This is a genomic window from Pseudescherichia sp. (assembly GCF_031979925.1).
Taxonomy (GTDB): Bacteria; Pseudomonadota; Gammaproteobacteria; order Enterobacterales; family Enterobacteriaceae; genus Pseudescherichia.
Map to the genome: position 1 here is coordinate 199626 of NZ_DALZFB010000006.1, position 23967 is coordinate 223592.

The 23967-nt window shown below is 54.5% G+C and carries 17 protein-coding genes and 1 pseudogene; 1 reads left to right on the forward strand and 17 read right to left on the reverse strand.

Annotated elements, in window-relative coordinates; all coding sequences use genetic code 11:
* Positions 1-22: 22 nt before the first annotated feature.
* From RTM13_RS12935 to tssB, 11 genes are all read right to left on the reverse strand, one after another.
* On the reverse strand, positions 23-610 hold the full coding sequence (locus RTM13_RS12935) for a DUF3304 domain-containing protein (RefSeq protein WP_409456041.1): 588 nt from the start codon (positions 608-610) through the stop codon (positions 23-25).
* Positions 611-686: 76 nt separating this feature from the next.
* Complete coding sequence (locus RTM13_RS12940; protein ID WP_312212400.1) at positions 687-1058, reverse strand: hypothetical protein; 372 nt, start codon at positions 1056-1058, stop codon at positions 687-689.
* An 18-nt stretch (positions 1059-1076) separates the two neighbouring features.
* Positions 1077-1865 (reverse strand): DUF4123 domain-containing protein, encoded by a 789-nt coding sequence (locus RTM13_RS12945; RefSeq protein WP_312212401.1) that lies wholly within the window; start codon positions 1863-1865, stop codon positions 1077-1079.
* A 3-nt stretch (positions 1866-1868) separates the two neighbouring features.
* Positions 1869-4247 (reverse strand): type VI secretion system tip protein VgrG, encoded by a 2379-nt coding sequence (gene vgrG, locus RTM13_RS12950; RefSeq protein WP_312212402.1) that lies wholly within the window; start codon positions 4245-4247, stop codon positions 1869-1871.
* Positions 4240-6894 carry a type VI secretion system ATPase TssH gene (gene tssH / locus RTM13_RS12955; RefSeq protein WP_312212403.1) on the reverse strand — a complete coding sequence of 885 codons (2655 nt, stop codon included), beginning with the start codon at positions 6892-6894 and terminating at the stop codon, positions 4240-4242. The genes vgrG and tssH overlap by 8 nt, the downstream gene beginning before the upstream one ends.
* A 170-nt stretch (positions 6895-7064) precedes the next feature.
* Positions 7065-7556, reverse strand: coding sequence for an Hcp family type VI secretion system effector (locus RTM13_RS12960; RefSeq protein WP_312212404.1), 492 nt, complete (start codon positions 7554-7556; stop codon positions 7065-7067).
* Between the two features lie 15 nt (positions 7557-7571).
* Positions 7572-9275: an OmpA family protein gene (locus RTM13_RS12965; protein ID WP_312212405.1), complete on the reverse strand. Its 1704-nt coding sequence runs from the start codon at positions 9273-9275 to the stop codon at positions 7572-7574.
* Positions 9272-9949 (reverse strand): type VI secretion system protein TssL, short form, encoded by a 678-nt coding sequence (gene tssL, locus RTM13_RS12970; protein ID WP_409456042.1) that lies wholly within the window; start codon positions 9947-9949, stop codon positions 9272-9274. Before tssL ends, RTM13_RS12965 begins: the two co-directional genes overlap by 4 nt.
* On the reverse strand, positions 9946-11283 hold the full coding sequence (tssK, locus tag RTM13_RS12975; protein WP_312212406.1) for a type VI secretion system baseplate subunit TssK: 1338 nt from the start codon (positions 11281-11283) through the stop codon (positions 9946-9948). The genes tssL and tssK overlap by 4 nt, the downstream gene beginning before the upstream one ends.
* A 13-nt stretch (positions 11284-11296) precedes the next feature.
* On the reverse strand, positions 11297-12847 hold the full coding sequence (gene tssC / locus RTM13_RS12980; RefSeq protein ID WP_312212407.1) for a type VI secretion system contractile sheath large subunit: 1551 nt from the start codon (positions 12845-12847) through the stop codon (positions 11297-11299).
* Positions 12848-12864: 17 nt separating this feature from the next.
* Positions 12865-13356 (reverse strand): type VI secretion system contractile sheath small subunit, encoded by a 492-nt coding sequence (gene tssB, locus RTM13_RS12985; protein WP_312212408.1) that lies wholly within the window; start codon positions 13354-13356, stop codon positions 12865-12867.
* A gap of 545 nt (positions 13357-13901) precedes the next feature.
* Here tssB and RTM13_RS12990 point away from each other — a divergent pair.
* Positions 13902-14441, forward strand: a complete 540-nt coding sequence (locus RTM13_RS12990) for a DUF2058 domain-containing protein (RefSeq protein ID WP_312212409.1) — start codon at positions 13902-13904, stop codon at positions 14439-14441.
* A gap of 48 nt (positions 14442-14489) precedes the next feature.
* On the opposite strand, the gene lysS is transcribed toward RTM13_RS12990, so the two are convergent.
* The 6 genes and pseudogenes from lysS to aqpZ form a co-directional block, all read right to left on the reverse strand.
* Entirely contained in the window at positions 14490-16007 is a 1518-nt protein-coding gene (gene lysS / locus RTM13_RS12995) for a lysine--tRNA ligase (RefSeq protein ID WP_312212410.1), read from the reverse strand.
* A gap of 17 nt (positions 16008-16024) precedes the next feature.
* On the reverse strand, positions 16025-17494 hold the full coding sequence (locus RTM13_RS13000; protein ID WP_312212411.1) for an oligopeptide:H+ symporter: 1470 nt from the start codon (positions 17492-17494) through the stop codon (positions 16025-16027).
* An 87-nt stretch (positions 17495-17581) separates the two neighbouring features.
* Positions 17582-19723 (reverse strand): lysine decarboxylase CadA, encoded by a 2142-nt coding sequence (cadA, locus tag RTM13_RS13005; RefSeq protein ID WP_312212412.1) that lies wholly within the window; start codon positions 19721-19723, stop codon positions 17582-17584.
* 76 nt (positions 19724-19799) lie between these two features.
* Entirely contained in the window at positions 19800-21137 is a 1338-nt protein-coding gene (cadB, locus tag RTM13_RS13010; RefSeq protein ID WP_312212413.1) for a cadaverine/lysine antiporter, read from the reverse strand.
* Between the two features lie 338 nt (positions 21138-21475).
* Positions 21476-22975 (reverse strand): annotated as a pseudogene (cadC, locus tag RTM13_RS13015) (lysine decarboxylation/transport transcriptional activator CadC).
* A gap of 222 nt (positions 22976-23197) precedes the next feature.
* Positions 23198-23926, reverse strand: a complete 729-nt coding sequence (gene aqpZ, locus RTM13_RS13020) for an aquaporin Z (RefSeq protein WP_312212414.1) — start codon at positions 23924-23926, stop codon at positions 23198-23200.
* Positions 23927-23967: the final 41 nt, after the last annotated feature.

The window sequence follows — 23967 nt, forward strand, 5'->3', positions numbered from 1 at the left end:
GGATACCAGGCGAGATCGGGCTTCATCGTGGGCATACTTTGGGTTCCTCCATTTTGATCGGATCTTTAATCGGATAATTAGGGTTGCCGTACTCGTAGCAGCTGGTGGTGACCTTAATTTGGTCGCAGGGTAAAAAGTGGACCGTAATTCCGCAGGTTTTTTGTCTGGTATAATCGGAAACCGGAACTACCAGGCTGTGTTCCCGGTTCTGCGCTTTTATTCTTTTTTCCCACTCTAAATATTTTGAATCGTCTCCATATCCCGGAAAATCCATCGAAAAACCAACCCCCGTTTGCCAGTCCACTTTAACTGTCATTCCCGGTTTCCATTCCGCTGGCACACCGTAGCAGCAGCCACCGCCGCCACCCTGCCAGGGGCCGATAACGTCCAGCCCCGACTGTCCGTCAACGCTGAATTGATTAATCGCCCAGTGGGTATGGTTAACAGCTTCAATGGTGCCGTAGCCGCCGCTGATCGTTTTATCCTTCTCTGGTCGATCGCAGCCTGTAAGCAGAATCGTTACTGCGATAAAAACTAAATATGCCCACCAACACCTGCGGGTCGAAAATAGTAACGGATACGAAAATGAATCAGGTTTCATTGTGCGCATAACTTAGGCCCCTCCATCTTGCTCTAATAATAAAAACTTGGTTAGAGATAATAGTGATTCTATAGCCGATTATTATTTAGTATTTTTTTTGCCAAACCTTGCCTGGAGACATATCAGAGCCACAATGTGGACACCTGTCTGTTTTGTAGTTAACAATATTCATGCATGATAAACATTTAGTTTTCTCATAAGTATATTTTGACTTCTTCTTAGCTGGAACCAACAAGGCGATGATAAAACTAACAACAGGAAAAGAAAAACAGATGATATCTGAAGGCCTCCACCAAAATATTACCATCATTACTACAAGCACCATCATAGATATTATGAAAGATAATAAGCTATAAATCAGGCCAACCAGCCAACCTCGCTTTCGTCCAAGTACCACCCCAGCTAACAGCATTATAAACTTAAAGATAATAATTTTTGCATCATCACTCAGATACATGACCACACCTTATAAATCTCAAATATCATCATTTAACTTACCACTGCTGCTATTTAAATATTTCATTACCCACTCGTTACGTTCACCATTAAAAAGTAAACCTTCTTTGGTGGCTGCCAGCATAGCTTCAAAACAAGCAGAAAATTCTTTCTCTTTATTAGTAAAAAGGCTTTCGGGAAATAGCGGGTAAATTAATAATTGTTTTACATCGCTCAAGCACATCAGATTTTCAAACTGTTTATCATTAAGTATTATTTTTTCACACGTTTCGTTTTTTGTTGGCTTTGCGCCGTTCCCATATAGCAAGGCTGGCTTTTCATCCCGATCCAACCAGCTCCAGAATAATGCAGGCCTGTGAAGTTGCCTTTGCTGCTCATCGTTAAGAACATGCGTAAAAAGGTAAGAAAACAACCGCGTGTCCCAAAAGCGAAATATTCCAGAACGCCCCTCATGCTGCACATCAATACACTGGGTCAGCCATTTAGCCAGAGTGTCGAATGGCCAGGATGAGCCTAACACCAGTAAAGGCGCTGTCGCGCTAGCTTCACAGGCAAGTGCATATAGCCACTGAACTTGCTGAGCATCATCCAGCTCAATGCGTACCAGCAAAGGTGCATCCTCCGGGTAGATGTCTTCTGGTAACCCCTGATAAAGCGACTGCCATTTTATTGCCGGAGAGAATCCTGAAAGGGCCGGAATGACAGAAAAATTCACGCCACACTGATCGATAATAACATCGATATAATTGTGACCCGCATTGCGGCCCGTCAGCTGAATTTTATTCAGCCATATTTTTATCTTTTCCATTATTTAACCTTCCCTCGGGACAAAGCCCTGAGCCAGTTGCTGAGCCCGCTTAAGGCACTCTTTACATACCGATGAAGGCAGCTCAGGTAATTGGAAATCCGCCCTGGCAGGACCCAACAAATTATGCTGTCCTTTCAGACTCAACAAACCAGGCCCATGAATTTCAATTTCTCCCTGTGGAGACAACCGGATATAGGCTCCACCGCAGCCAAGAGTGATGCCATTCTTTGCCGTGAGCTGAAGATGTCCCTGCGTGGACTGTACGGTAATGTCCTGAAGAGAAGTCAGTGAGAGAATATCGCCATGAGACTCGATATTCAGCGGACCGTTTGCAGATACCAGACGAACGCCTTCCTGTCGGGAAAGTAACGATATCGCCTGACTGGCATTCACTGAAAGCCGCTGTTCACTGGCGATACTGACTTCCCTAATGCTCTGCATATATAACCCATTGCCACTATGCAAAAGAATGCTTTCTGGCGTGACACTCCCTATGCCCTCCGGCGCTTCCATTAGCAATACCGGTTTTTTCAGTCGTTCCGCTTTTTCAACAAATTGCTTTAGCGTATTCGCATCCGGCGAGAAATTATGGTGCGTTTGCGTAACGCTTCCCCATCCGGTGACAAGATTTTGTGCCCCTTTCAAAAGGCTGGATGCCTTATCCATCTCCAGCTGCTGCCCCTGCGCCTTCGGCTGCGCATCGGCAGTAATAAACAGGCCCTTCCCAGCGCGGATGGTTCCCCGACTATCGGTACGCAGTTCAAAACCCTCGCCACGCTGTTTCCTCTCGCTGTCCACCAGGTGGCCGAGATTTAGCTGGCTTTTGCCGCCGTACTCCGTGGAGATCTTGATGTGCTCTTTTCCCCGCTCGTCATCGAGGCGGATTTTGTTATTCGCTGGGGTCCTCAGCACGTTACGTTTGTAGTTGTAGATCGTGACGTGGTCGCCGTGCGCCGAATCGTGTAGCACGCCAGCGATATAGGGGCGGTCGGGGTCGCCATGTTCAAAGGCAATCGCCACCTCCGTACCGGCCAGCAGCGGCAGGTGCAGACCGAAGGTATCCCCGGCATAGGGCCGGGACTGGCGTACCCACAGGCTCTCCTCCCCCGGTTTCCAGCGATCGCGGTCAAACAGCAGGTTGACCCTATAGCGCCCGTCACGGTCGATATGACCGTAGATGTCGTTGGTCTTCGTGCTGGTCACCCTGGCGGGCAGCGTCCCGGCCATGACGGGTTTATCGACGAGGGCCGGACGGAAACAGTAATCTTCCGAATAGGGTATGCCCCAAAACGTCACCTCAAAGCTGCGGTCGCGGCGGGCACGGCTGTGAATTTTGGTGATAACCACCCCTTGACGGAAGGTGTCGGTCACCTCATCGCCGCCGGTGACCTTCAACTCCTGGCCAGGTGCCAGCGTTGCGCCGTTGGTTTCCCCACTTAGCCGAGTCTGGTTGTTGAGGTAACGCTCATGGTGAAGCCGGGCGTAAAACGCGCCGCTCTCCGGCTCCGGATCGCGCTGGTAGCGGTCGCCAGGCGTCAGGTAGTTATCCCCCCAGTGATACGCCTCGCCATAGGTGGTGCTGTCGCCACGGCTGATATCGACGCTGAGGTTCATCTCCTCCGGCGCGTTGCGGTAGTTGTAGTCGCGGGTGAAGACCGACCGCTCCACTACGCTGTGGTCGCTTTTTAGCGCCCATACCGACTCGTTGCCGCTGTCGTGCTGGCCGGATGGCGGTACCGACGGCAGGGTAAGGCCCTGTTCGACATAGCGCTGGTCGTCGTGAAACTCCACCACGTCAATGTTGAGTCGCGTATCGGTGGTGATACGATACCAGATGCCTGTCTCAGCCAGCAGACGGCTGATAAAGGTCAGGTCGTCCTCACCGTACTGCATCACCTGCTCACGGCGCGGATACTCATTTGCCAGGGTAAAGACAAAATCCTCGCCGCGCATGTCGTGGCGAGTACGCAGGATGTGCTCAACAATCTGCGGCACCGACATATCCTGATAGATGCGGCTCTGGTGGCTGCGGGAGAGCAGCGCCAGGCGGGGCTGCAAGGTCAGCGCGTAGTGCGCCTCATCTTCCGAAATTGAAAGCCGTTTAAAGCCGGTGACCACGCCCTGTAGAATACGTACCGGCTGCATTACCTTAATACCGTAGCCCTGATCTACCTTCGCCTGTAGCGTCAGCGAGGCATCCCGGGTTAGCATGCTCTCTGCCGCAATGGCTTTATCGCTGCTGGTAAACTCTATGGTGTAGTGAAAAGGCTCGCTTAATGCCTCATGGCCTTCAAAACAGAGCACATCCAGCAGGGCCTGGCAGCCTCGCACTCTCAGCAGATTATGGTTGTGGCTAAAATGCAGGTTTATAACGTCACTCATGAGTTACGCCCTCATCGAAGCGTATCCCTACGCCCTCCTCATCATCCCAGCTCAAGGTCAGACGCTGCGGCTTCTGGCCTGCCGCCCTCTGAAGTAAAAGCTGCTGGCTCAGCACCGGTAGAATCTGCTCATTTAACAGGCTATCAACGTTGCGCGCGCCGGTATCCGGCAGCAGACAGGCCGCGGTCAGAGCGTCGTAAAGACTTTCATCGATATGGGTGGTCAGGCCGTAGTGACGCTGTAAGCGCCTGCTAACCTGGTCGAGCTTCATCTGCACAATGGTGTGCATCGCGGTCTCAGCCAGCGGGCGATAGATCACGGTCTGGAAGCGGGCAAACAGCGCGGGCTGAAAGTGCTCCCGGAGGATCGGACGCAGCAGTTCGTGCAGATCTGTTTCCATCGATTCAGGGTGTTCGTCCAGCATCTGCATGAGGTGGTCGCTGCCTAAGTTGGCGGTCATCAGAATAACCGTGTTCCTGAAGTCGATTTCACGCCCTTCGCCGTCGCGCATAAATCCACGATCGAACGCCTGGTAGAACAGGTTCATGACATCGCGGTGCGCTTTTTCTACTTCATCAAGCAGCACTACGCTGTAGGGACGCTTGCGCACGGCTTCGGTGAGGATGCCTCCCTGACCATAACCGACGTACCCCGGCGGCGAGCCCTTCAGTTGGGAAACGGTATGCGGCTCCTGATATTCAGACAGGTTAATGGTGATGAGCGATTTTTCTCCGCCGTACAGCACATCCGCCAGCGCCAGAGCGGTCTCGGTTTTCCCCACGCCGCTTGGCCCTACCAACAGAAAAACTCCTTGCGGGCCGTTATCCGCCGTCAGCCCGGTTTTCGCGGCGCGCAGGCGTTGGGCAATCGCTGCCAGCGCAACCTCCTGCCCCACCACGCGCCTGCCTATTTCGCTTTCCAGATCCAGGAGTTCGGCCTGCTCATCTTTCAGCAAGGTGGAGAGCGGCACGCCGGTCCAGTCGGCTATCACCGTGGCGACGGTGCGCACGTCAACCTCTACCGGGATCAACGGGTTGCTGCGCTGTATGTCATGCAGCTGCTGCTTTAGCGCGTGGGTTTCACTCTGACGGGAGAGCTGCCGGCGGCTCTCCAGCAGCCGTTCGGTGAGGGCAAGCTCCTGCCCATACTGCGTCTCCAGGGCATCAAGCTGGAGGATAATATCGATCTCGTCCTGTTCGATTATCGCCAGACGTTCACCGCGGGTGCTGTTCCCTACCGCGATATCTTCCAGCAAGGCCTGTCGTTCCAGCTCCAGGGCAGTGATTTGCGCTTTCAGCTGGGTCAGCGGCTCCGGCACCGTATCAAGGCTCATCCGCACGCGGGCAGCAGCCGTGTCCAGCAGATCTACGGCTTTGTCCGGCAGCTGACGGCCTGTCAGGTAGCGGCGGGAAAGCGTGACGGCGGCGCGAACCGCCTCGTCGGAGATGTGCACATTATGGTATTCAGCATAACGAGACTTCAGGCCTCTGAGCATCAGGCAGGCCGTCTCGTCGTCTGGCTCATCGACCTTTACCCTCTGGAAACGGCGCTCCAGCGCGGCGTCACGTTCGAAATACTGCTTATACTCGCTCCAGGTCGTTGCGGCGATGGTGCGCAGTTCGCCACGGGCGAGGGCTGGCTTCAGCAGGTTAGCGGCATCTGCTCCCCCGGCCTGGTTACCTGCGCCGATAATCGTATGGGCTTCGTCGATAAACAGCAGAACAGGCATGGGAGACCGCTGTACGGCATCGATGACATTTTTCAGACGCTGTTCAAACTCCCCCTTCACGCCTGCACCCGCCTGCAGCAGACCCAGGTCAAGGATGCGCAGGCTGACCGGTTTAAGCGATTCCGGCACATCCCCCTCGACGATACGCAGCGCCAGCCCCTCTACCAGGGCGGTCTTGCCCACACCCGGCTCACCCACCAGGATCGGGTTGTTTTTACGACGACGGGAGAGAATATCCACCATCTGGCGGATCTCAGTATCGCGACCAAATACCGGGTCGATTTTGCCCGCGCGAGCTTTGGCTGTGACATCCAGCGTGAATTTATCCAGCGCGTTCTGTAACGCGGGTGGCAGCTCGCCCTCTCCAACTTCCACCCCGACTGAGCCACCGACAAGCTCCACGCCATCACCAAACGTGGTTTGCAGCCCGGCTTCCTGCTGTGCCTCCGGGCGTTCATCCGATTGCGCGTCCAGCAGCGGGCGCAGACGCTCCAGCTGGCTCTGACCCAGCGTCAGCAGCGGCCATAGCCCGTCGCAACAAACAAGCGCCGGGCTTTCCGTCAACGCCATCAGCAGATGTTGGCTGCGGATCCGATCCTCACCCTGTAGGGACGCGGCCATCCAGGCCTGTTTCAGCAGTTGCTCCAGACTCTCCGCCAGCGTCGGGCGATGACGCACCGAACGCGGCAGGCGCTCAAGATAGGTCAGTAAAGCCTGCCAGATACCCTCCATGTCCCATTCATAACGTCGGGCCAAAACGGTGATATCCCCTTCACCCTGCTCCAGCAGTTTCAGTAACCAGTGCTCAGGTGTGATTTCAGCATGGGCGCGGGTCTGGCACAAGGATGCCGCCCCCTCCAGCGCACGGGCGCAGTATGGATTTAAACGGCGTAACAGGACGGCGGAGTGGTGTTCCATATTGATGTTTCCCTTCATTCTGATCGTGTTCAGACACGCTACCGCCCATCGCTGTTTACTTACCAAAGCGCATCAGGTCAGTACCGGATTGTGTTTTTGTTTGCTCAGCCGTCAGCAGTTGGCCGCTCAGAAAACAAAAACAGCAGACGGAAAACCGTCTGCTGCGGGGATTACGCGGTGGCGCGTGCGTTCCAGGAATCGGAATGAATGATGTTGCCGTCTTTGTAGGTCCAGGTGATTTTTTCGTAGCGCAGTTCAACCAGCTCAAGGTGGTTGTGCTTCTCTTTGGCCGGGTCCTTGATGTCGTACATCACCGGTTTCACTTTCACCACCTTCACATTTTCGAGCTTGGTGTTGAAATACTCCGCCTCCTGTCCGGCATCATTGATTTTGTACCATTTGAATTCGGCAGACTTCAGGGTCTGGCCGGTGGTTACCGCCTTGTACAGATAGGGACTGGAGGAGTCGATCTCCTTGGTGAATTTGAACGGGGTGTGAATGCGCGTGCCGGTCAGCTTGCCGGTGTTGTTGTCGGTCGGGATGTACAGGTCATGCTCCTGCTCGACCACTTCGATACTGCCTTCACGATCCTTAACGTCCACTGACCCTTTGATGTCCGCGCCGCCGTCGTCCTTCAGCCACAAATAAACCGGAATTGCCATGTCAAAACTCCTTCTTTACTTTTTAAGTGCGTCGCCGGTCAGGGAGACGCCATGAGTGCCTGGCACCCGACAGGCATTCGCCTGTGGTACCAGACTGATTTCTACCCGCCGGTTGGTCGCACGGCCTTCCGGGGTGTCATTGGTTGCGATCGGGCGACTTTCGCCGTAGCCCTGTACGGCAAAACAGCTCTCCGGCACACCGCCGGTATCACGCATCCAGTCGCGAACGGACTCCGCGCGCTTCTGAGAGAGCACCTGGTTGGATGGGTTATCACCGGTGTTGTCCGTATGGCCGCTGACCACTATCAGCCAGCCCGGCTTCGCTTTGATGTCCACCAGCGCATTGACCAGCACGTTGGTAGAGCCGGGTTTAAGCTGGTATTTGCCGGAATCGAACAGCGACATGCTGTCGAGGCGCACCGTCTGCGGGCCGGTGATAACTTTTTTAACCACCCGCGGTGGCGGTGGCGGCGGCACGTATGACCGAATGGCCGCCAGCACCGGCAGACGCAGCCATTCACCCCGATAAAATCCCAGCCCGTAGCGCAGGGGTTCACCATTGCGCCACCAGCCGTTCAGAAATGCCGCATCCGCTCGCAGGGTGGTAACCGCTTTCGTTCTGGAAATGGCGTCGTGTACCGGGGTGCGCTGGTACTGCGAGATATCAAAGGAGAGCCTGTGCAGCAGCTGACGGTTATTCCAGCCGCTGCTGCACAGTGCGGTAAGAGCAGCAAGGGTGAACAGGCAGAATGCCCGGCGAAGCATCCGACTTCGCGGTGTGATACCCGCACCCTGCGGCAGGGAGGGCAGGATAAAATCCGGCAGCGCGAGGCCGCCAGCGCCGGTATCGTCGCCCGGCGTCCAGCCCGCGACGTCCTTCAGCGTGGTGTGGCTAACCAGAAACTGCTGCCAGAGAGAGTGTTCGCGCTGGTTTCGCAGGCCCTGGACGTGGTGATACAGCACAACGGCAGGCCTGGCCGCTGGCATATCCGGGTTATCTCCGATCAGTGCCGGAAGCACGGTTTCGCTGACAAAACGGGTATGAGCGCTAAACAGAATTTGCGCGTACAGACGGGCCGGGGCAGCCTCCTGCGACAGCCAGACGCTGGCGCTGACCGGCACCTTACCCTCCTGCCAGACCTGAATACCGTGATCCACCCCAGCTGATTGCCAGATCGATGAGTTCGTATCATGTGTGGCGATCCTGCTGGTGAGCAGCAGCGGAACCTGACGGCGGGTATCGCGCCTTATCTGCACCATCTGCCAGCGCAGGGTGAGCAGACGTCCGATGAGCGTGTCCCGGTCGTCATGCTGCTGGGGAGCTATGCAGGCCATCACCGCTAACTGGGGGAGCAGTTCCGGGCGTAACCCGAGCAGCTGACGCACCGTCTGCTGCAGCGACGCCTCTGGTACCTGCAACCAGCAGCCCTGCGCCGTTCGATAAACCGGTCCTTCTCCCGGCCAGTCGTTGGCATCACCACAGACCAGCACCACTGGCAGACGGTACGGCGCATCCGGTAAGCCGTGCAGGCAGGCCTCCTCCGCAAGCGATTCGCGAGATTTGCATTGCGCAAGCCACACTCCGGCGAGAGTGACTACCGCCACTAACAGCAGAGCCAGACCGCGTTCGCCCGCTGTCAGCGGCAGGAACAACAGAGATAACAGCACCGCAAGCAGCCCGCCCCACAGCCACAGCAGCTGTTTATGGCGTACGCTCATGTCCCGGCTCCCGGCAGCAGCGTGACGACAAGCCTGTCCAGCCAGCTATCCAGCCCCAGCCACAATCCGACAACGAGAATAGCCGCCAGGCCGATGCACACCGGCCAGTGTCGCAGCCACTCACGCAGGCCGCTCCCCGCCGGCACGGTTGCCAGTACCGGCTGGTGCTGCGCCACGTCAAACGCCGGGACCTGCCTGGTCAGCGCCTGCAGCAACCGCTCCCGAACCGGGTCGGCCAGTGACGCTGAACTGCCCTTAAAGCCCAGCACCAGTACCCGCTGAAAGCAGGTCAGCACCAACAAGTCCGGCGCAGGCTCGCGTAATACCTGCCGCATCCGCTCATACAGGGTGTCTCCGGCGGTCATAGTGCCGAAGTATTTCACCTCCAATGGGCGGTCGTACCAGACAATGCAGGCATCATCCTCACCCTCGCGGCCCTTGGCGGTTTCATCCAGCAGGGCGCAAAGGGCGTAAAGAATATGCTGACGGCTGCTTTCACTCACCTCATGGTGTTGAAGCGTGGCCTGGCTCTGTTCGAGGTTATCCACGCAGTGTCGCCAGAGCGTATCGCCCTCCCCCTCGGCCAGTTTTGCACCGTGGCGCAGCGCCGTGACCGTTAGCCAGATATCGGCCAGCAGCGTATCCAGATTGATCTCCTTCATAGGTGTTTTCATGAGCGCAGCACCGCAAACAGTTCCAGCTCTGGATCGCCCAGCCCGCCGGGGACGTAAAATACGCAGTGGCCTTCCGCCAGCATCGTCTGCGCTGCCGGATGAGTCAGATCGAGGGTGAAATAGTGGTTTTCCAGCCGCAGCGGAACAGCCGCAGGAACATGGGTCATCGCCTTCAGAGGAACGCCCGGTTCAGAACTGTTGACGATGCGATCGACCTCCGCCGGACAGCCGGTTCGGCACTGTATCGGAAACATCTCCAGCAGCTGCGACGCGGGCAGCGAGGAACGAACGGAGAGATAAAAGTCCGCCTCTTCCCGCAGCCTGGCGTCGTGTAGCCGGGCGTGCCAGCGCTTACGCCGGTCATCATGATCAAGCTCTACTGCTACCACCCGTGATGGCAGGCTGGCTTCCAGCAGCACCTCCAGCAGCTCAAGCAGCGGAATAAATGTCGCTGTCAGATTTTCATGGTGATATGCCGGGATGTCTTCCGTGGAGTGGGACAGTGAAAAAGTGAGCAGACTGCCAGCCAGCTCCACCAGCACCTGATATAACCGCTCAGGATGCACCTGTGGATGACGCTGAAAATGCCCCAGCACCGGTTCGGCACTGTTGAGCGCGTTAAGCAGCCAGAACAGAGAGACATCGGCCACGGCAAAATCGGCCATGCGTTCGTTGCTTTCTCGCCGCATCGCCATTAGCCGTTTCAGACGTATTCGCAGCTGTTCCGCCAGCTGCGCCAGCTGCCCGGCCAGCCAGGGGCTAGCCTGTACGCTCAGCAGTGGAGGAATAAACATGCTGTCCTGTAACCAGTTGCCCTGACTGTCCCGGTACAGGCGAGCTACGGGGACCGTCTGATAGTTACCGTTATCCTGCTGGCTGTCGCGCAGGGCCAGCTCCGGCTGCATGACCGCTATCTGGCGGGTGTCATCGCCAAAATGGTTACGCACCTGCCGCCAGGCCTTTCGCCAGCGCACCGGACGCTCCGCTTTCTCGTCCGGTTGCAGGCAGTTATCTCCATTGTCATATTCAAGAGGAAGCGCCAGCACTACCGTCAGCTCGCTGGTCTGAGGTAGTGTCATGACGGGGGGTAGTGCATCGGCATTCCCGGTATCCGTCAGGGTGCCGTCAGCAAAACGCACGCACAAGTGACTGGCCCTGAGCTTTCCCTGCTTTAACAGGGCGCTGTCAAACAGGGCCTGCTGCACGCCCCACGGATTGAGCGCGCCCATTCGGGCCACGCTCTCTATACTCCAGGCCGTTGTCGCGGCCTGCTGCTGAAAATGCTGGGGCGCGATCATCTGCCCCCGCGTCCACAGCGGACGTTCTGTTTTCATCCTGCCTCCGGCGTTACGCTTTTGCCTTCGGCATCTGGGAAACCAGTGACAGGTTGACGTCCATCCCTTCTACCTGGAAATGCGGCACCGCATACAGCTTCACGCGGAAGAAGCCCGGGTTATCTTCGATATCCTCCACCACCACTTTTGCGTCACGTAGCGGATGGGATGCCTGCAGCTCGTCACCCGGGTCGGTCATCTCCGTCACCAACCCTTTCACCCAGTTGTTGAGTTCCAGCTCTAGCAGCCGACGGTCTTTGGTGGTCCCGATATTCTCGCGTTGAATAATCTTCAGGTAGTGAGCGATACGAGACAGCAGGAAAATGTACGGCAGGCGGGCATTAATACGGCTGTTGGCGGTGGCATCGGCCGTATCATACAGCGCCGGTTTCTGGGTTGAGTTGGCGGAGAAGAAGCAGGCGTAGTCGCGGTTCTTGTAGTACGACAGCGGAATGAAGCCGAGGTTAGCGAATTCAAATTCGCGAGTTTCCGGGATCATCACTTCTGATGGGATCTTCACCTGATTACCGGTGCCGAGATCGTAGAGATGGATCGGCAGATCCTGCACGGCACCACCGGCCTGCGGACCACGGATCTGCACGCACCAGCCGTTGCTGATAAAGCTTTTCACCATATTGGCAGCAAACGCGAACGAGGCGTTGGTCCACAGATATTTTTCGTGATCCGGGCCCTTCACCTCTTCGATATAGTTGAAGCTGCGCACCGGCACGGTATCCGGGCCATACGGCAGGCGGCCCAGCACGCGCGGCATCACCAGCCCCAGATAGCGGGAGTCATCGGTATCGCGATAGGACTTCCATTTAATGTATTCGGCGCGGTCAAAATAGTTGCCGATATCTTTAATCGCGGCCACCTCTTCCATTGAATTTTTCAGGAAGAATTTTGGTCCTGCGGAACCAATAAACGGCATATGCGCCGCCGCGGACACTTTGGAGATATTGCGCATCAGCGCCACATCCTGCGCGGATGCATCAAACTCATACGCCGAGATAACAGCGGCAATTGGCTCGCCGCCAGGCTGGTCGTACTCATTCGTATAAGTGTGCCAGTATAATCCGCTCTGGATAATCTCCGGCGCATCCTCAAAATCCTGGCGCAGGTCATCTTTAGACACATCCAGAATTTCAGTTTTCACGTTTTGACGATAATCGGTGTTATCAACCAGATACTTCAGCCCGCGCCATAGCGATTCAACTCGTTGAAATTCATCGGAATGCATGACGGCATCCAGCTGGCGGCTGATCTGATAGTCGAGTTCAGCGATGTGATGGTCGATTAAAGTTTTATCGAGCTTCTCTACCTTCTGCCCTGACTGACGCAGACGCTCCAGGAAAACCTGCACGCCAGCCGTGATGCGTTCGTTGGTTCCCGCTTCGGCCATTGCGGCTTCATCCTGCCAGATACTGAGATCGCTCAGGCTGGAGGCCGGTTTCAGATTAATTTTTTCAAACAGGGAAGCATACACCCCTTCCGATGCGGAACGTTCCTGGACGAGCGTCTCACCCGCGGATACAGCGGTATCATTCTGTACAGACATCAGCATTTTCCTTAATTTTTCCGTCAGGCTTTCGGGGCGAGGGCCGCAATTTCGTTGCGCAGTTCATTGCTCAGCGTTGGGTCACGTAATATGACTTCCAGCTCCCGGCGAAAGGTGGCGTTATCCAGTAAATTTGATTTGAGATCGCGCAGCAGGCTGCGCATAGCGAGCATGGCTTTTAACTGCGGGATCTGACGTGCCACCTGCTCCGGCTCAAAGTCCTTCATATCCTTAAAGCTGAGATGAATGTTCTCTTCGCTGCCGTCACCCGCCAGGGTATTTTCAACGCAGAGATTAACGGAGGGGGAAAGGTCGGATAAAACGCTGTTGAGGTTGTTTTTGTTGACGTTGATTTTGTCACGCTCAGACAACGGCCGGTTTTCCTGCCCGTTGCTGAAATCACCTGCCACCAGCAATTTAAGCGGCAGCTCAACTTTTTTCTGTGCCCCGCCGGTGTGCAATGAGAGACGGAGATTAATTCGGGCTTTGGGTATTTCTTCCTGGTATGACGACATAGCAACACTCCTTTGCCGTGAGCAAAAATGTTTTAGATGGAATTATTTCAAAAATAAATAGATCCCCGCACCGCATTATCACGGTCACAAATAAATAGGGGTAAAACAGGTAATTACGTAAAAAAATACTACGCCAGTTGTTTACAAGCACAAGGGGGACCACCCGATAGAAATGTAAATATAGATGATCGAAACCGGTACAAACATCAGCGTCAATAAATTTTAATAACGCTATTAAACAGGAGCACGGGTACTGCATTCAGGGCATTCGCTCCCCTGCGCCAGAATAAACTTCATTTATTTTCTCTGAAAAAATATTTCCAGACAGTAACACTTAGAGTTACACCCTATTCGAAAAAGCACTTTTTGGCTCAATTAATAATTGAGCTGAATATCTAATGAAAAAATATTCATAAATAAAAAACCACACTGTTTCATCTCTTAGTTAAGGCAGCCATCGAAACGCTACATTCACAAAATAAATGTATAAAATGCCCTATAGCGGTTATAATCCCGACACGACTTGATTGGATTTAACAACGAATATGACAAAGTTAACCCTACAAGAGCAGATGCTCAAAGCTGGCTTAGTGTCCAGCAAGAAAATGGCCAAAGTGCAGCGCACGGCTAAGAAATCGCGCGTTCAGGCGCGTGAAGCCAGAGAGGCGGTAGAAGAGAACAAAAAAGCCCAGATTGAGCGCGACAAGCAGCTCAGCGAGCAGCAGAAGCAAGCGGCCTTAGCCAAAGAGTATAAAGCGCAGGTTAAACAACTCATTGAGATGAACAGGATTGTTATTTCAAAGGGCGATATTGGCTATAACTTCACCGATGGAAACCTGATTAAAAAAATCTACGTCGATAAGACAACGCAGGCTCAACTTATCAGTGGTCGTCTCGCCATTGCGCGCCTGACGACGGATAACAGCGCGGAGAGCGAGTACGCTATCATCCCTGCCAGCGTGGCTGATAAGATCGCCCAGCGCGATGCGAGCAGCATTGTATTACGTAGCGAGCTTAGCGAGCAGGCCAAAGACGAAGACGATCCGTACGCCGATTTTGTCGTGCCAGACGATTTGATGTGGTAGTAAGAATAAGCCGGATAAGCGCAGCGCCATCCGGCTTTTTTGCAGGAACTACTTAACCGGACGCATCGCCGGGAAGAGGATCACGTCGCGGATGGTGTGGCTGTTGGTGAACAGCATCACCATACGGTCGATACCAATGCCCAGGCCTGCGGTCGGCGGCAGGCCGTGCTCCAGCGCGGTCACGTAATCTTCGTCGAAGAACATCGCCTCGTCGTCACCGGCGGCTTTCGCATCCACCTGGTCCTGGAAACGCTGGGCCTGGTCTTCCGCGTCGTTCAGCTCAGAGAAGCCGTTGCCAATCTCACGTCCGCCGATAAAGAACTCAAAGCGGTCGGTGATCTCCGGATTTTCGTCGTTGCGGCGCGCCAGCGGGGAGACTTCTGCCGGGTACTCGGTAATGAAGGTTGGCTGGATGAGATGCGCTTCAGCCACTTCATCAAAGATTTCTGTGACGATACGCCCCAGCCCCCAGCTCTTCTCAACGTGAATACCAATTGACTCAGCCAATGCTTTGGCCGCATCAACGTTATCCAGGTCGGCCATGTTGGTCTCCGGACGGTACTTCTTGATCGCCTCGCGCATGGTCAGCTTCTCAAACGGCTTGCCGAAGTCGAAGGTCTCTTCGCCATAAGGCACCTGGGTGGTGCCCAGAATATCCTGCGCCAGGGTGCGGAACAGGGATTCGGTCAGCTCGATCAGATCTTTATAGTCCGCATAGGCCATATAGAGTTCCATCATGGTGAACTCTGGGTTATGACGAACGGAGATGCCTTCGTTACGGAAGTTACGGTTGATCTCGAACACACGCTCGAAGCCGCCGACCACCAGACGCTTCAGGTACAGCTCCGGCGCAATACGCAGGAACATGTCCATATCCAGCGCATTATGGTAGGTGATGAACGGACGCGCAGACGCGCCGCCCGGGATCGCCTGCATCATCGGGGTTTCCACTTCCATAAAGTCGCGGCCGACCATGAACTGACGGATGCCAGCTAAAATCTGCGAGCGTACCTTAAAGGTATGGCGGGACTCATCGTTGGAGATGAGATCCAGGTAACGCTGGCGATAACGCGCCTCCTGATCCTGCAGGCCGTGGAACTTGTCCGGCAGCGGGCGCAGGGCCTTGGTCAGCAGGCGCAGCTCGGTGCAGTGGATGGACAGCTCGCCGGTCTTAGTCTTGAACAGCTTCCCTTTCGCGCCAAGGATATCGCCGAGATCCCACTTCTTGAACTGCTCGTTGTAGATGCCTTCCGGCAGGTCATCGCGGGAGACATACAGCTGAATGCGGCCGCCAACGTCCTGCAAAGTAACGAAGGACGCCTTACCCATGATACGGCGGGTCATCATCCGGCCAGCCACGCTCACTTCCACGTTCAGCGCTTCCAGCTCGTCGTTCTCTTTTGCATCAAACTCGGCGTGCAGCGCATCGGAGGTGCGATCGCGGCGGAAGTCGTTCGGGAACGCAACGCCCTGCTCACGCAGCTGCGCCAGCTTCTCGCGGCGGGTTTTTAGTTCACTGTTAAGATCGGATGCCTCGTCGGCATCGTGCACCAGTAGTTCGGACATGCTGTCTCCTTATAGAGTTAATCACGACTGGGTTGCTGTATGCAGGGGGCCGGAGACTTGAGCGTTAACCTCGCAGCGGCAAGTAGCGCCACAATTAGCGCCACGCAGCCGAAGGTCCACAGTCCCATCTGCGAAAAAAAGTGTTGGTAAGCAGCGAGCGCGGCGGTATTGGACTGCGGCTCGGTAGTTTGCTGGGCCACTACGCCCGCCAGCCAGTTAGCAACCGCACCGGTTGCCAGCATGTAGATACCGGTCAGTACCCCGGACATACCGGGCATGTTGAAGCGGGTAATTTGCGCCATTGCTACCGGGTCGATAAACAGCTCGGCAAAGCCCATTAGCGCCAGACCTGCAATCATCAGGCCCATAGAAGCATGGCCGTCTTGCTGGCCGCCGTGGGCATTCAGTGCCAGCAGCATAAAACCGCCCGCCATCAGCAGGAGGCCAAACGCGAACTTCAGCCACACGTGCAGTGTAGAGTGGACACCGCCTCGGGGAGTGGCCAGCCACGCAAGCACTACACCGGCAACCATCACCGCAACGGCATTGACCGACTGGAACAGCGCGGTCGGGATCTCTGCCTGCAAAATGTGGCGGTTAACAAAGCGATCGATAAACAGGCTGATAGAGCTGCCACCCTGCTGCGCCAGCACCCAGAACAGCGTGCCGGTCATCATCAGCAGAACGATTTGCCACAACGCACGGCGATGTGCTGGAAACTTCACCATGATGCGCGCCACAATCCGCGCGGCGATAGCGCAGACGATTGCCAGCAGGTAGCCAGCCCAATTATTTTTCAGCAGCAGAGAGAAGAAGAACGGGGCAACGCACAGAAACAGTACCATCCATGCCCAGGCGGGCAGCATAAAGGTCGCCGCACAGAGGGCCGGTTTGTTCACGCTGCGGACATGGCGAAAATGGCGATGGCCGCTTAAAAAGATGGCCAAACCGATAAACATACCGATGCCCGCCAGCGCGAAACCCGCATGCCAGCCATACCAGTGCGCCACCAGCCCGCAGGCTATCGGCGCGGCTATTGAGCCGACGTTTCCAGCGGCGTAGAGCAGCGCAAACCCGCCGTCCCGGCGTGTATCCTCCGGTGTATACATCTCCCCCAGCAGGCAGCTTACGTTAGATTTAAACAGGCCATAGCCGCAGATAATGATGGCCAGCGCAAGATAGAGACTTTTTGTGGAGTCAGAACCCAGGCCCAGCACGACGTGCCCAAGGGTCATTAACAGTGCGCCAGAAACAACCGCTGCGCGATTGCCTAGCAGGCGGTCGGCAAGCCAGCCGCCGAGAATAGGGGTAACATAAACTAACGAAGCGTAAGCGCTGAACAGGCTGATAGCATGCCTGTCACTAAAGCCGAGCTGATGGGTAAGATAGAGGATGAGTAAGGCACGCATGCCGTAAAAGCTGAAATACTCCCAGATTTGGATCGCGACGATGTAGTAAATCGCACGCGGCTGTGAGGGTGTTTTCATAGGGTCTCCCTGAGCGATGAGATTTGCCGGGTGGCGCTACGCTTACCCGGCCTACGATCCCGCAGGCCAGGTAGGCTCCTTTACTGTTTATTTATCGTTTTTCAGCACCTTGACGGTGTAACGGCCATCCTTCTGGCGATAGGCCCCATGAATATCGGTTTCGAAGCCCGGGTAGTGCGCGCCGATTTCACACAGCATCTGCAGGAACTCCAGCACTGGCCGACTCTCTTCGGTGATCATCTCTCCCGGCATCACCAGCGGAACGCCCGGCGGGTACGGCAGGATCATGTTGGCATTGATACGGCCAACCATCTCTTCGAGATAGACCTCCTCGGTCTGGCCGTGCAGCTCTTTCTGGAACGCCGCAAACGGGGTCATGACCATAGACGGCAGCACTTCGAATGCGCGGAACATCAGATCCGGCAGATTGTGCTTCTCAACCAGCTTATGAATGTTGTTTGCCAGCTCCTGAACGCGCATGTTTTCATAGAACTCCGGATCCTCGCGATACAGCGACGGCAGCAGATTCTTCACCCGCAGGTTCAGATCGAAGCCGCGTTTGAAATCGGTCAGGGCGCGCAACAGGCTCAGTGCTTTGGTCTTATCGATACCGATGCTGAACAGGAACAGCAGGTTATAAGGCCCGGTTTTTTCTACTACGATGCCGCGTTCATCCAGGTACTTCGCCACGATGCTGGCCGGGATCCCGAACTCATCCATCGTGCCGTCTTTTGTCATCCCCGGCGTCAGAATGGTGACCTTGATTGGGTCAAGGTACATGTGCTCGTTATCGATGTTTTTGAAACCGTGCCAGGCGCTGTCAGAGCGCAGCGGCCAGCACTCAGGTTGGTCAATATGCTCCGGCTGCCAGACATCAAAGAACCAACCCTCAGACTCCCCTTTCAGGCGCTTGATCTCTTTCCGGAACTTGATGGCGCGCTGGATAGAGCCGTCGATCAGGCGCTTCCCGGCATTGCCTTTCATCATTGCTGCAGCGGTTTCGGTAGAGGCCACAATGCCGTAGTGCGGCGAGGTGGTGGTGTGCATCATGAAAGCTTCGTTAAAGGTCTCTTCATTAACATCACCTTTCACATGGATCATCGACGCCTGGGAGAAGGCTGCCAGCAGCTTGTGCGTAGACTGGGTTTCATAGATCACCTTCCCTTCTACACGGCCGCCGCTCATACCGCATTTGCCGGCATAGATTGGCGAGAAGTTGGTGTAGGGAACCCAGGCAGAATCAAAGTGGATTGACTTCACATCGAGGGTTTTCTTGATGTAGTCCGTGTTGTAGAGCAGACCGTCGTAGGTCGAGTTGGTGATCACCGCGTGCACCGGCCAGCTGGCGTTGCGGGTCTCTTTGACGCGCTTAGCGATAGTGGCATGCTGGAATTCACTCTGCGGGATCCCACCGAGAATACCGTAGGCGTTGCGGGTAGGACGGAAATAGATAGGCGTAATGTCGCTCATCATCATCAGATGGGTCAGCGACTTGTGGCAGTTACGGTCAATCAGCACGGTGCTGCCCGCTGGCGCGGAGTACATGCCAACAATTTTATTAGCGGTCGAAGTACCGTTGGTCACCATATAGCTGCGCTCGGCGTTAAATACGCGCGCGATATACTCTTCAGCTTCTTTATGCGGGCCGCTGTGATCCAGCAGGGAACCCAGCTCGGAGACTGAAATTGAGACATCGGATTTCATGGTGTTCGGGCCGAAGAAGTCATAAAACAGGCTGCCGACCGGGCTTTTCTGGAAAGCCGTTCCACCCATGTGGCCCGGAGTACAGAAAGTGTATTTACCTTCACGAACATATTTGAACAGCGCTTTCGTCAACGGCGGCAGGATAGCGTCGATGTACTCATCGGTGTTCTGCTTGATTTTATGGGCGATGTCTTCAGCGGCACCCAGCGCATACTCAAAGAAGCGTACCTGCATGCGCAGATCGTTGAGGCTGACATCGAGAGTGGAATAGGTGTTAGCGAACGCGTACAGCGGCATATACTCGTTCATCTTGCTAATCTCTTCGCACAATTCGAGATTGTATTTATCCCAGTCGAAGATGACGCCGCACAAGCGAGCATTGTTTTCAATAAGCTTCAGCAGATCGTCGCGGTCGTTAGGGTAAACAACGCGAAAGTCGAGGCGTTCGAGAGCACGATGTAGTTCACGGATGGGCTCCTCTTTGAAGTAAACGCCCATGTGATTCATGATAGCAATAACGTTCATAATCTAATCTCCGGGTAGAGCAAGCCCCTCCCGCCATAGGTGACAGGTGAAGGAAGGGCTACAAAAGGGTTAAGGTTTACAGCGCGCTTGCGGTCTCTCTTTCGGCAGCGTCGTTGTTAAGCTGGCGCTGGTGCATTTTGCGACCGTAGAACATCAGGATGATCAGGCTGACGATGAAGGTACCGGCCAGTTCAAAGGAGCTGGCACCCATCAGGGCGATAAAGCAGAACGCGCAGCCCAGTACGGAGCAGATCAGGCTCACAAAGTTACGCACGTTGATGCCTTCGAAGCGGATCAGATCCACACAGGAGTAGAAGTAAGGCAGCATGGTCAGCAGTACCGCGATACCGGTCAGCTCACCAAACAGGTCGGATGCTTTGCCACCGGCAGAGTTCATCATGGTGATCAGCACCATCAGAACGGTCATTTTGACTGCGGCCAGCAGCAGACCTTTTTTCGGAATGCCGTTGCTATCCACTTCGCCATACACTTTCGGGAAGTTGTTATCGTTAGCGGCACGGACACCGGCCTGACCGACCAGCATCATCCAGGAGCCCAGCGAAGTCAGGCAGGCAAAGGCGGTAAATGCGGAGACAATCGGCGCTGCCCAGCCACCAAGGATAGTGGAAGCACTGACGGCAAACGGCGCACCGGAGGAAGCCATCTCAGCAGCGGGATACATACCAGCGATAACCTGAGTCGCGGCGATATAGACAATACCGGCCAGCGCCGTACCCAGCATGGTTGCCAGCGGGACGGTACGTTTTGGGTTTTTCACCATACCGGTACTGACCGCTGCGGATTCAACACCCACGAAGGCCCACAGGCAGAGCAAAATACTTTTGATAACCGCATGGCTATCCGTTGTCGTTGAGGTGTTCCAGTTTGCCTGATAGGTGGCCATATCAAACCAGTGCCAGCCTACAACCGCCGTCATCACAACCGGGATAAGCACCAGCACCAAACCGATAGTGGTCAGACGGCTCACCCAGGTCCCGCCGAGCATATTGACAAAGGTAAAGAGCCAGACGATGGCAATACAGGCGATGCCGGCAGGAACAGGATTATTTAATACCGGGAAAAACGTTGAAAGATAAGAAACGGCGGTAATACCAATAGCCAAATTTCCAATCCAGTTTGCATGATAATAGAGAACACCGGTCTGAAAACCAAAGGCGGGAGATATTTCCCCTGCATAAGCGATAGGTCCGCCCTGCTGCGGGTTTTTGGTTGCCAGGCGCGCATAGACATAGGCCAGTGACATGGCACCTATAATAGAGATGACCCAGCCCCAGATTGAAATAGCACCGATGCTGGCAAGGTTTGCGGGCAATAAAGCAATACCGCTCCCCATCATATTTCCGGCAACAACACCGGTGCAGGCAAACAGCCCGATCTTTTTGGCAGTACTCATGTTTCGTAATCTCCTGAGAGTTATTTGGAGGTGCGGATCATGAGTTAAAACCTGTTATTGACCCGACCCACTGCCAGCGAGATTACGCATCTGGCGTAACAAAGTCCTAAAGATAAAGTGAAATAAAAACAAACTGCAAAAAAGTGAGACCCTGACCTTTTGGGGTTACATCTCAGGATAATCTCCAAAGGTCAGGAAAAGATAAACATGCATCAATTACAAAGCGTTATCGAAAAAACTATCGCATTAAATAAACTTCCCTGCGTAATGCATATGTACATTTAAACAACAAAACAAAATCATTATTTAAACATTAATTTAACTTTATGGCTTGCTATTTACCCTTCTGCAAGGAAGTTATCGAGATAGGGGACAACGCGAGTCACCGATGTTTGAAATACGCTGTTTTCGATCCAGTAGAGTGTGTTATCTCCTGGACGTAAATTAAAGGCGGTAATATAGGCATCTGCTGCCAGGCGGTTTTGGCCTTTCATTTCATACACCTTGCCAAGCAGCACATAGCTCATCCATGTCATCTCCAGGTCGATAGATTTATTAATTTTTTTATAGGCTTCATCAACGTTGCCTTTACTCAGCATATCGACGGTTTCAATTTGATAGAGAATAGCCATCTCTTTCATGCCTGGCGTGTCACTTAAGCGGCTTATCTCGTTATTAAGCGTCGCTAGCTGCTTGTCATTTAAAGGCTGCTGGGAGTGACGTAAAATATCGACTAACGCTTTTTCCGCCCTCGCATAGGTAAACTCAGGAGACTGTTTTAATACCTCGTCTAAGCGTTCACTGGCTTTACCTAATGAGTCAACATCACCTCTCATTAACAGCTGATGAGCCTGGTAAAAGGCCACAAGTGACGAACTCTGCGCTGGCTGATAGAGGGTGAGCATGGTTTGCAAACGCTCTGGTCATGGCTGGGTCAGCGCATCCGACAGGCTGCTCATCAGATCGTTTTGAATCGAGAGCTGGTTATCGCTGGTGACGAAGTAGCGTTTATCGAGCATGGTTGACCCATCTGCGTTATCCACCAGCTTAATTGACATAAAACACTGCTGGGCACGGTAGTGCCGCTGATTAACAAATTCAATGGTCAGCGTTTTACCTGAGCTGCTTGGCTCATTGATGTTGTAGTTTGTTTTATCGTGCACCATAAAGGTTGAGAAGGTGTTTAACGTCGTGGTGATTAGGCTCCCCAACCCCACCGCGTAGGCGTGCTGCACGCTACGGTTGGTACAGCCGCTGCCATCGACTAAATGAATATCAATATCGCGCGGGTTTAGCAGCAGGCGTGTTTTGGTTACCGGTGGATGGGCATCCATAGTTGCCAGCGCAACCAGCGCCACGCATGAGCCTAGCGCCAGCAGGAACAGTCCCCAGACAACAATCGCGTTAAGCCGACTACGTAGCTTCGCTTTAGCTGGGGGTGGCTCAGCCGTTGCTTCTGGCAACGCATCTGCCGCCGAGGATGGCATAACGCAAGCCGTCCCCTCCTCTTCCTCACTGCTCCAGACAACCGGTACCGTGAGCTTATAGCCCCGTTTAGGTACCGTAACGATATATTCCGGCGCGTTAGGATCGCTATCTTTTAACGATTTACGCAGCTCGGAAATACTCTGAGTAACGACGTGGCCGGTTACCACACTACGCGTCCAGACATTATCAATCAGTTCATCCCGGGTTAAAACCTGCCCTGGGTGACGAGCAAAGAAGACTAAAAGATCGATTAAACGCGGCTCAAGGGTAAGCTGACGTCCCTGCCGGCTGATTTGGTTAACAGAGGGTGTAACCAGCCATTCACCTACATACACAACGGGCTGTTGCATATAAAAATGCCCCAAAGCGAAAAGAGAAATGAGGGGCAGGATTATATCATGATTTAATTCACTCTAAACGGTGGTAATTTCCAGTCAAAATGAGTTGTGCGGCGCTGCTCGCGATATTTTATATCAGATTTATCTCCCACCGCTGAGAATTACCCTCTCCTTTCGTGATATTAAATAGCGCTCCATACCGCCTGGCACGGCGGCATAGAGCGCTTGTTACAATTACTCTTTTGCTGTCTGTGTCTGCTTTGGCGCAGGGACAGTATCACTCAGCATAACCCGATAGATGAGTCCGCCGATCAGACCGCCAACAAGCGGCATCACCCAGAATACCCACAGCTGTTGAAGCGCCCATGATCCCTGGAAGATCGCGACGGCAGTGCTGCGGGCAGGGTTAACAGAGGTGTTGGTCACGGGAATACTGATGAGATGAATAAGCGTCAGTGCCAGGCCAATCGCCAGCGGCGCAAACCCCGCTGACGCGTACCTGTCCGTTGTGCCAAGAATGACTAACAGGAAAAATGCCGTCAGTACGACCTCAGCTATCGCACAGGCGGCAAAGGAGAAGCCGCCCGGAGAGTGTTCGCCAAAGCCGTTAGAGGCAAAGCCGCTGAGCGACGCGTCAAAGCCTGTTTTACCGCTGGCGATAAGATAGAGCACTCCGGCCCCGACGATACCGCCGATGACCTGCGCCACAATGTAGGGAATGACATTACGGGCTGGGATACGGCCGCTCACCCAAAGCCCTAGCGTGACCGCCGGGTTGAAGTGGGCACCGGAGATATGACCAACCGCGTAGGCCATTGTCAGCACGGTCAGGCCAAACGCCAGCGCCACGCCGACAAACCCTATTCCCAACTCTGGGAAAGCCGCCGCCAGTACGGCGCTGCCGCAACCGCCCAACACTAGCCAGAACGTACCAAAAAACTCAGCAGATAGGATCCTGAACATAAAAACCTCCACCACAGAACGTTAAATAAGTTCCAGCGCGC

Excerpts from the sequence above, each read along its gene's own strand:
- aqpZ (WP_312212414.1), bottom strand. The coding sequence starts at position 23,926 with ATGTTCAGGATCCTATCTGCTGAGTTTTTTGGTACGTTCTGGCTAGTG.
- vgrG (WP_312212402.1), bottom strand. The coding sequence starts at position 4,247 with ATGAGTGACGTTATAAACCTGCATTTTAGCCACAACCATAATCTGCTG.
- RTM13_RS12965 (WP_312212405.1), bottom strand. The coding sequence starts at position 9,275 with ATGAGCGTACGCCATAAACAGCTGCTGTGGCTGTGGGGCGGGCTGCTT.
- tssL (WP_409456042.1), bottom strand. The coding sequence starts at position 9,949 with ATGAAAACACCTATGAAGGAGATCAATCTGGATACGCTGCTGGCCGAT.
- cadB (WP_312212413.1), bottom strand. The coding sequence starts at position 21,137 with ATGAGTACTGCCAAAAAGATCGGGCTGTTTGCCTGCACCGGTGTTGTT.
- RTM13_RS12990 (WP_312212409.1), top strand. The coding sequence starts at position 13,902 with ATGACAAAGTTAACCCTACAAGAGCAGATGCTCAAAGCTGGCTTAGTG.
- cadA (WP_312212412.1), bottom strand. The coding sequence starts at position 19,723 with ATGAACGTTATTGCTATCATGAATCACATGGGCGTTTACTTCAAAGAG.
- tssB (WP_312212408.1), bottom strand. The coding sequence starts at position 13,356 with ATGTCGTCATACCAGGAAGAAATACCCAAAGCCCGAATTAATCTCCGT.
- RTM13_RS12960 (WP_312212404.1), bottom strand. The coding sequence starts at position 7,556 with ATGGCAATTCCGGTTTATTTGTGGCTGAAGGACGACGGCGGCGCGGAC.
- tssC (WP_312212407.1), bottom strand. The coding sequence starts at position 12,847 with ATGCTGATGTCTGTACAGAATGATACCGCTGTATCCGCGGGTGAGACG.
- RTM13_RS12935 (WP_409456041.1), bottom strand. The coding sequence starts at position 610 with ATGCGCACAATGAAACCTGATTCATTTTCGTATCCGTTACTATTTTCG.
- RTM13_RS12940 (WP_312212400.1), bottom strand. The coding sequence starts at position 1,058 with ATGTATCTGAGTGATGATGCAAAAATTATTATCTTTAAGTTTATAATG.
- tssK (WP_312212406.1), bottom strand. The coding sequence starts at position 11,283 with ATGAAAACAGAACGTCCGCTGTGGACGCGGGGGCAGATGATCGCGCCC.
- tssH (WP_312212403.1), bottom strand. The coding sequence starts at position 6,894 with ATGGAACACCACTCCGCCGTCCTGTTACGCCGTTTAAATCCATACTGC.
- lysS (WP_312212410.1), bottom strand. The coding sequence starts at position 16,007 with ATGTCCGAACTACTGGTGCACGATGCCGACGAGGCATCCGATCTTAAC.
- RTM13_RS12945 (WP_312212401.1), bottom strand. The coding sequence starts at position 1,865 with ATGGAAAAGATAAAAATATGGCTGAATAAAATTCAGCTGACGGGCCGC.
- RTM13_RS13000 (WP_312212411.1), bottom strand. The coding sequence starts at position 17,494 with ATGAAAACACCCTCACAGCCGCGTGCGATTTACTACATCGTCGCGATC.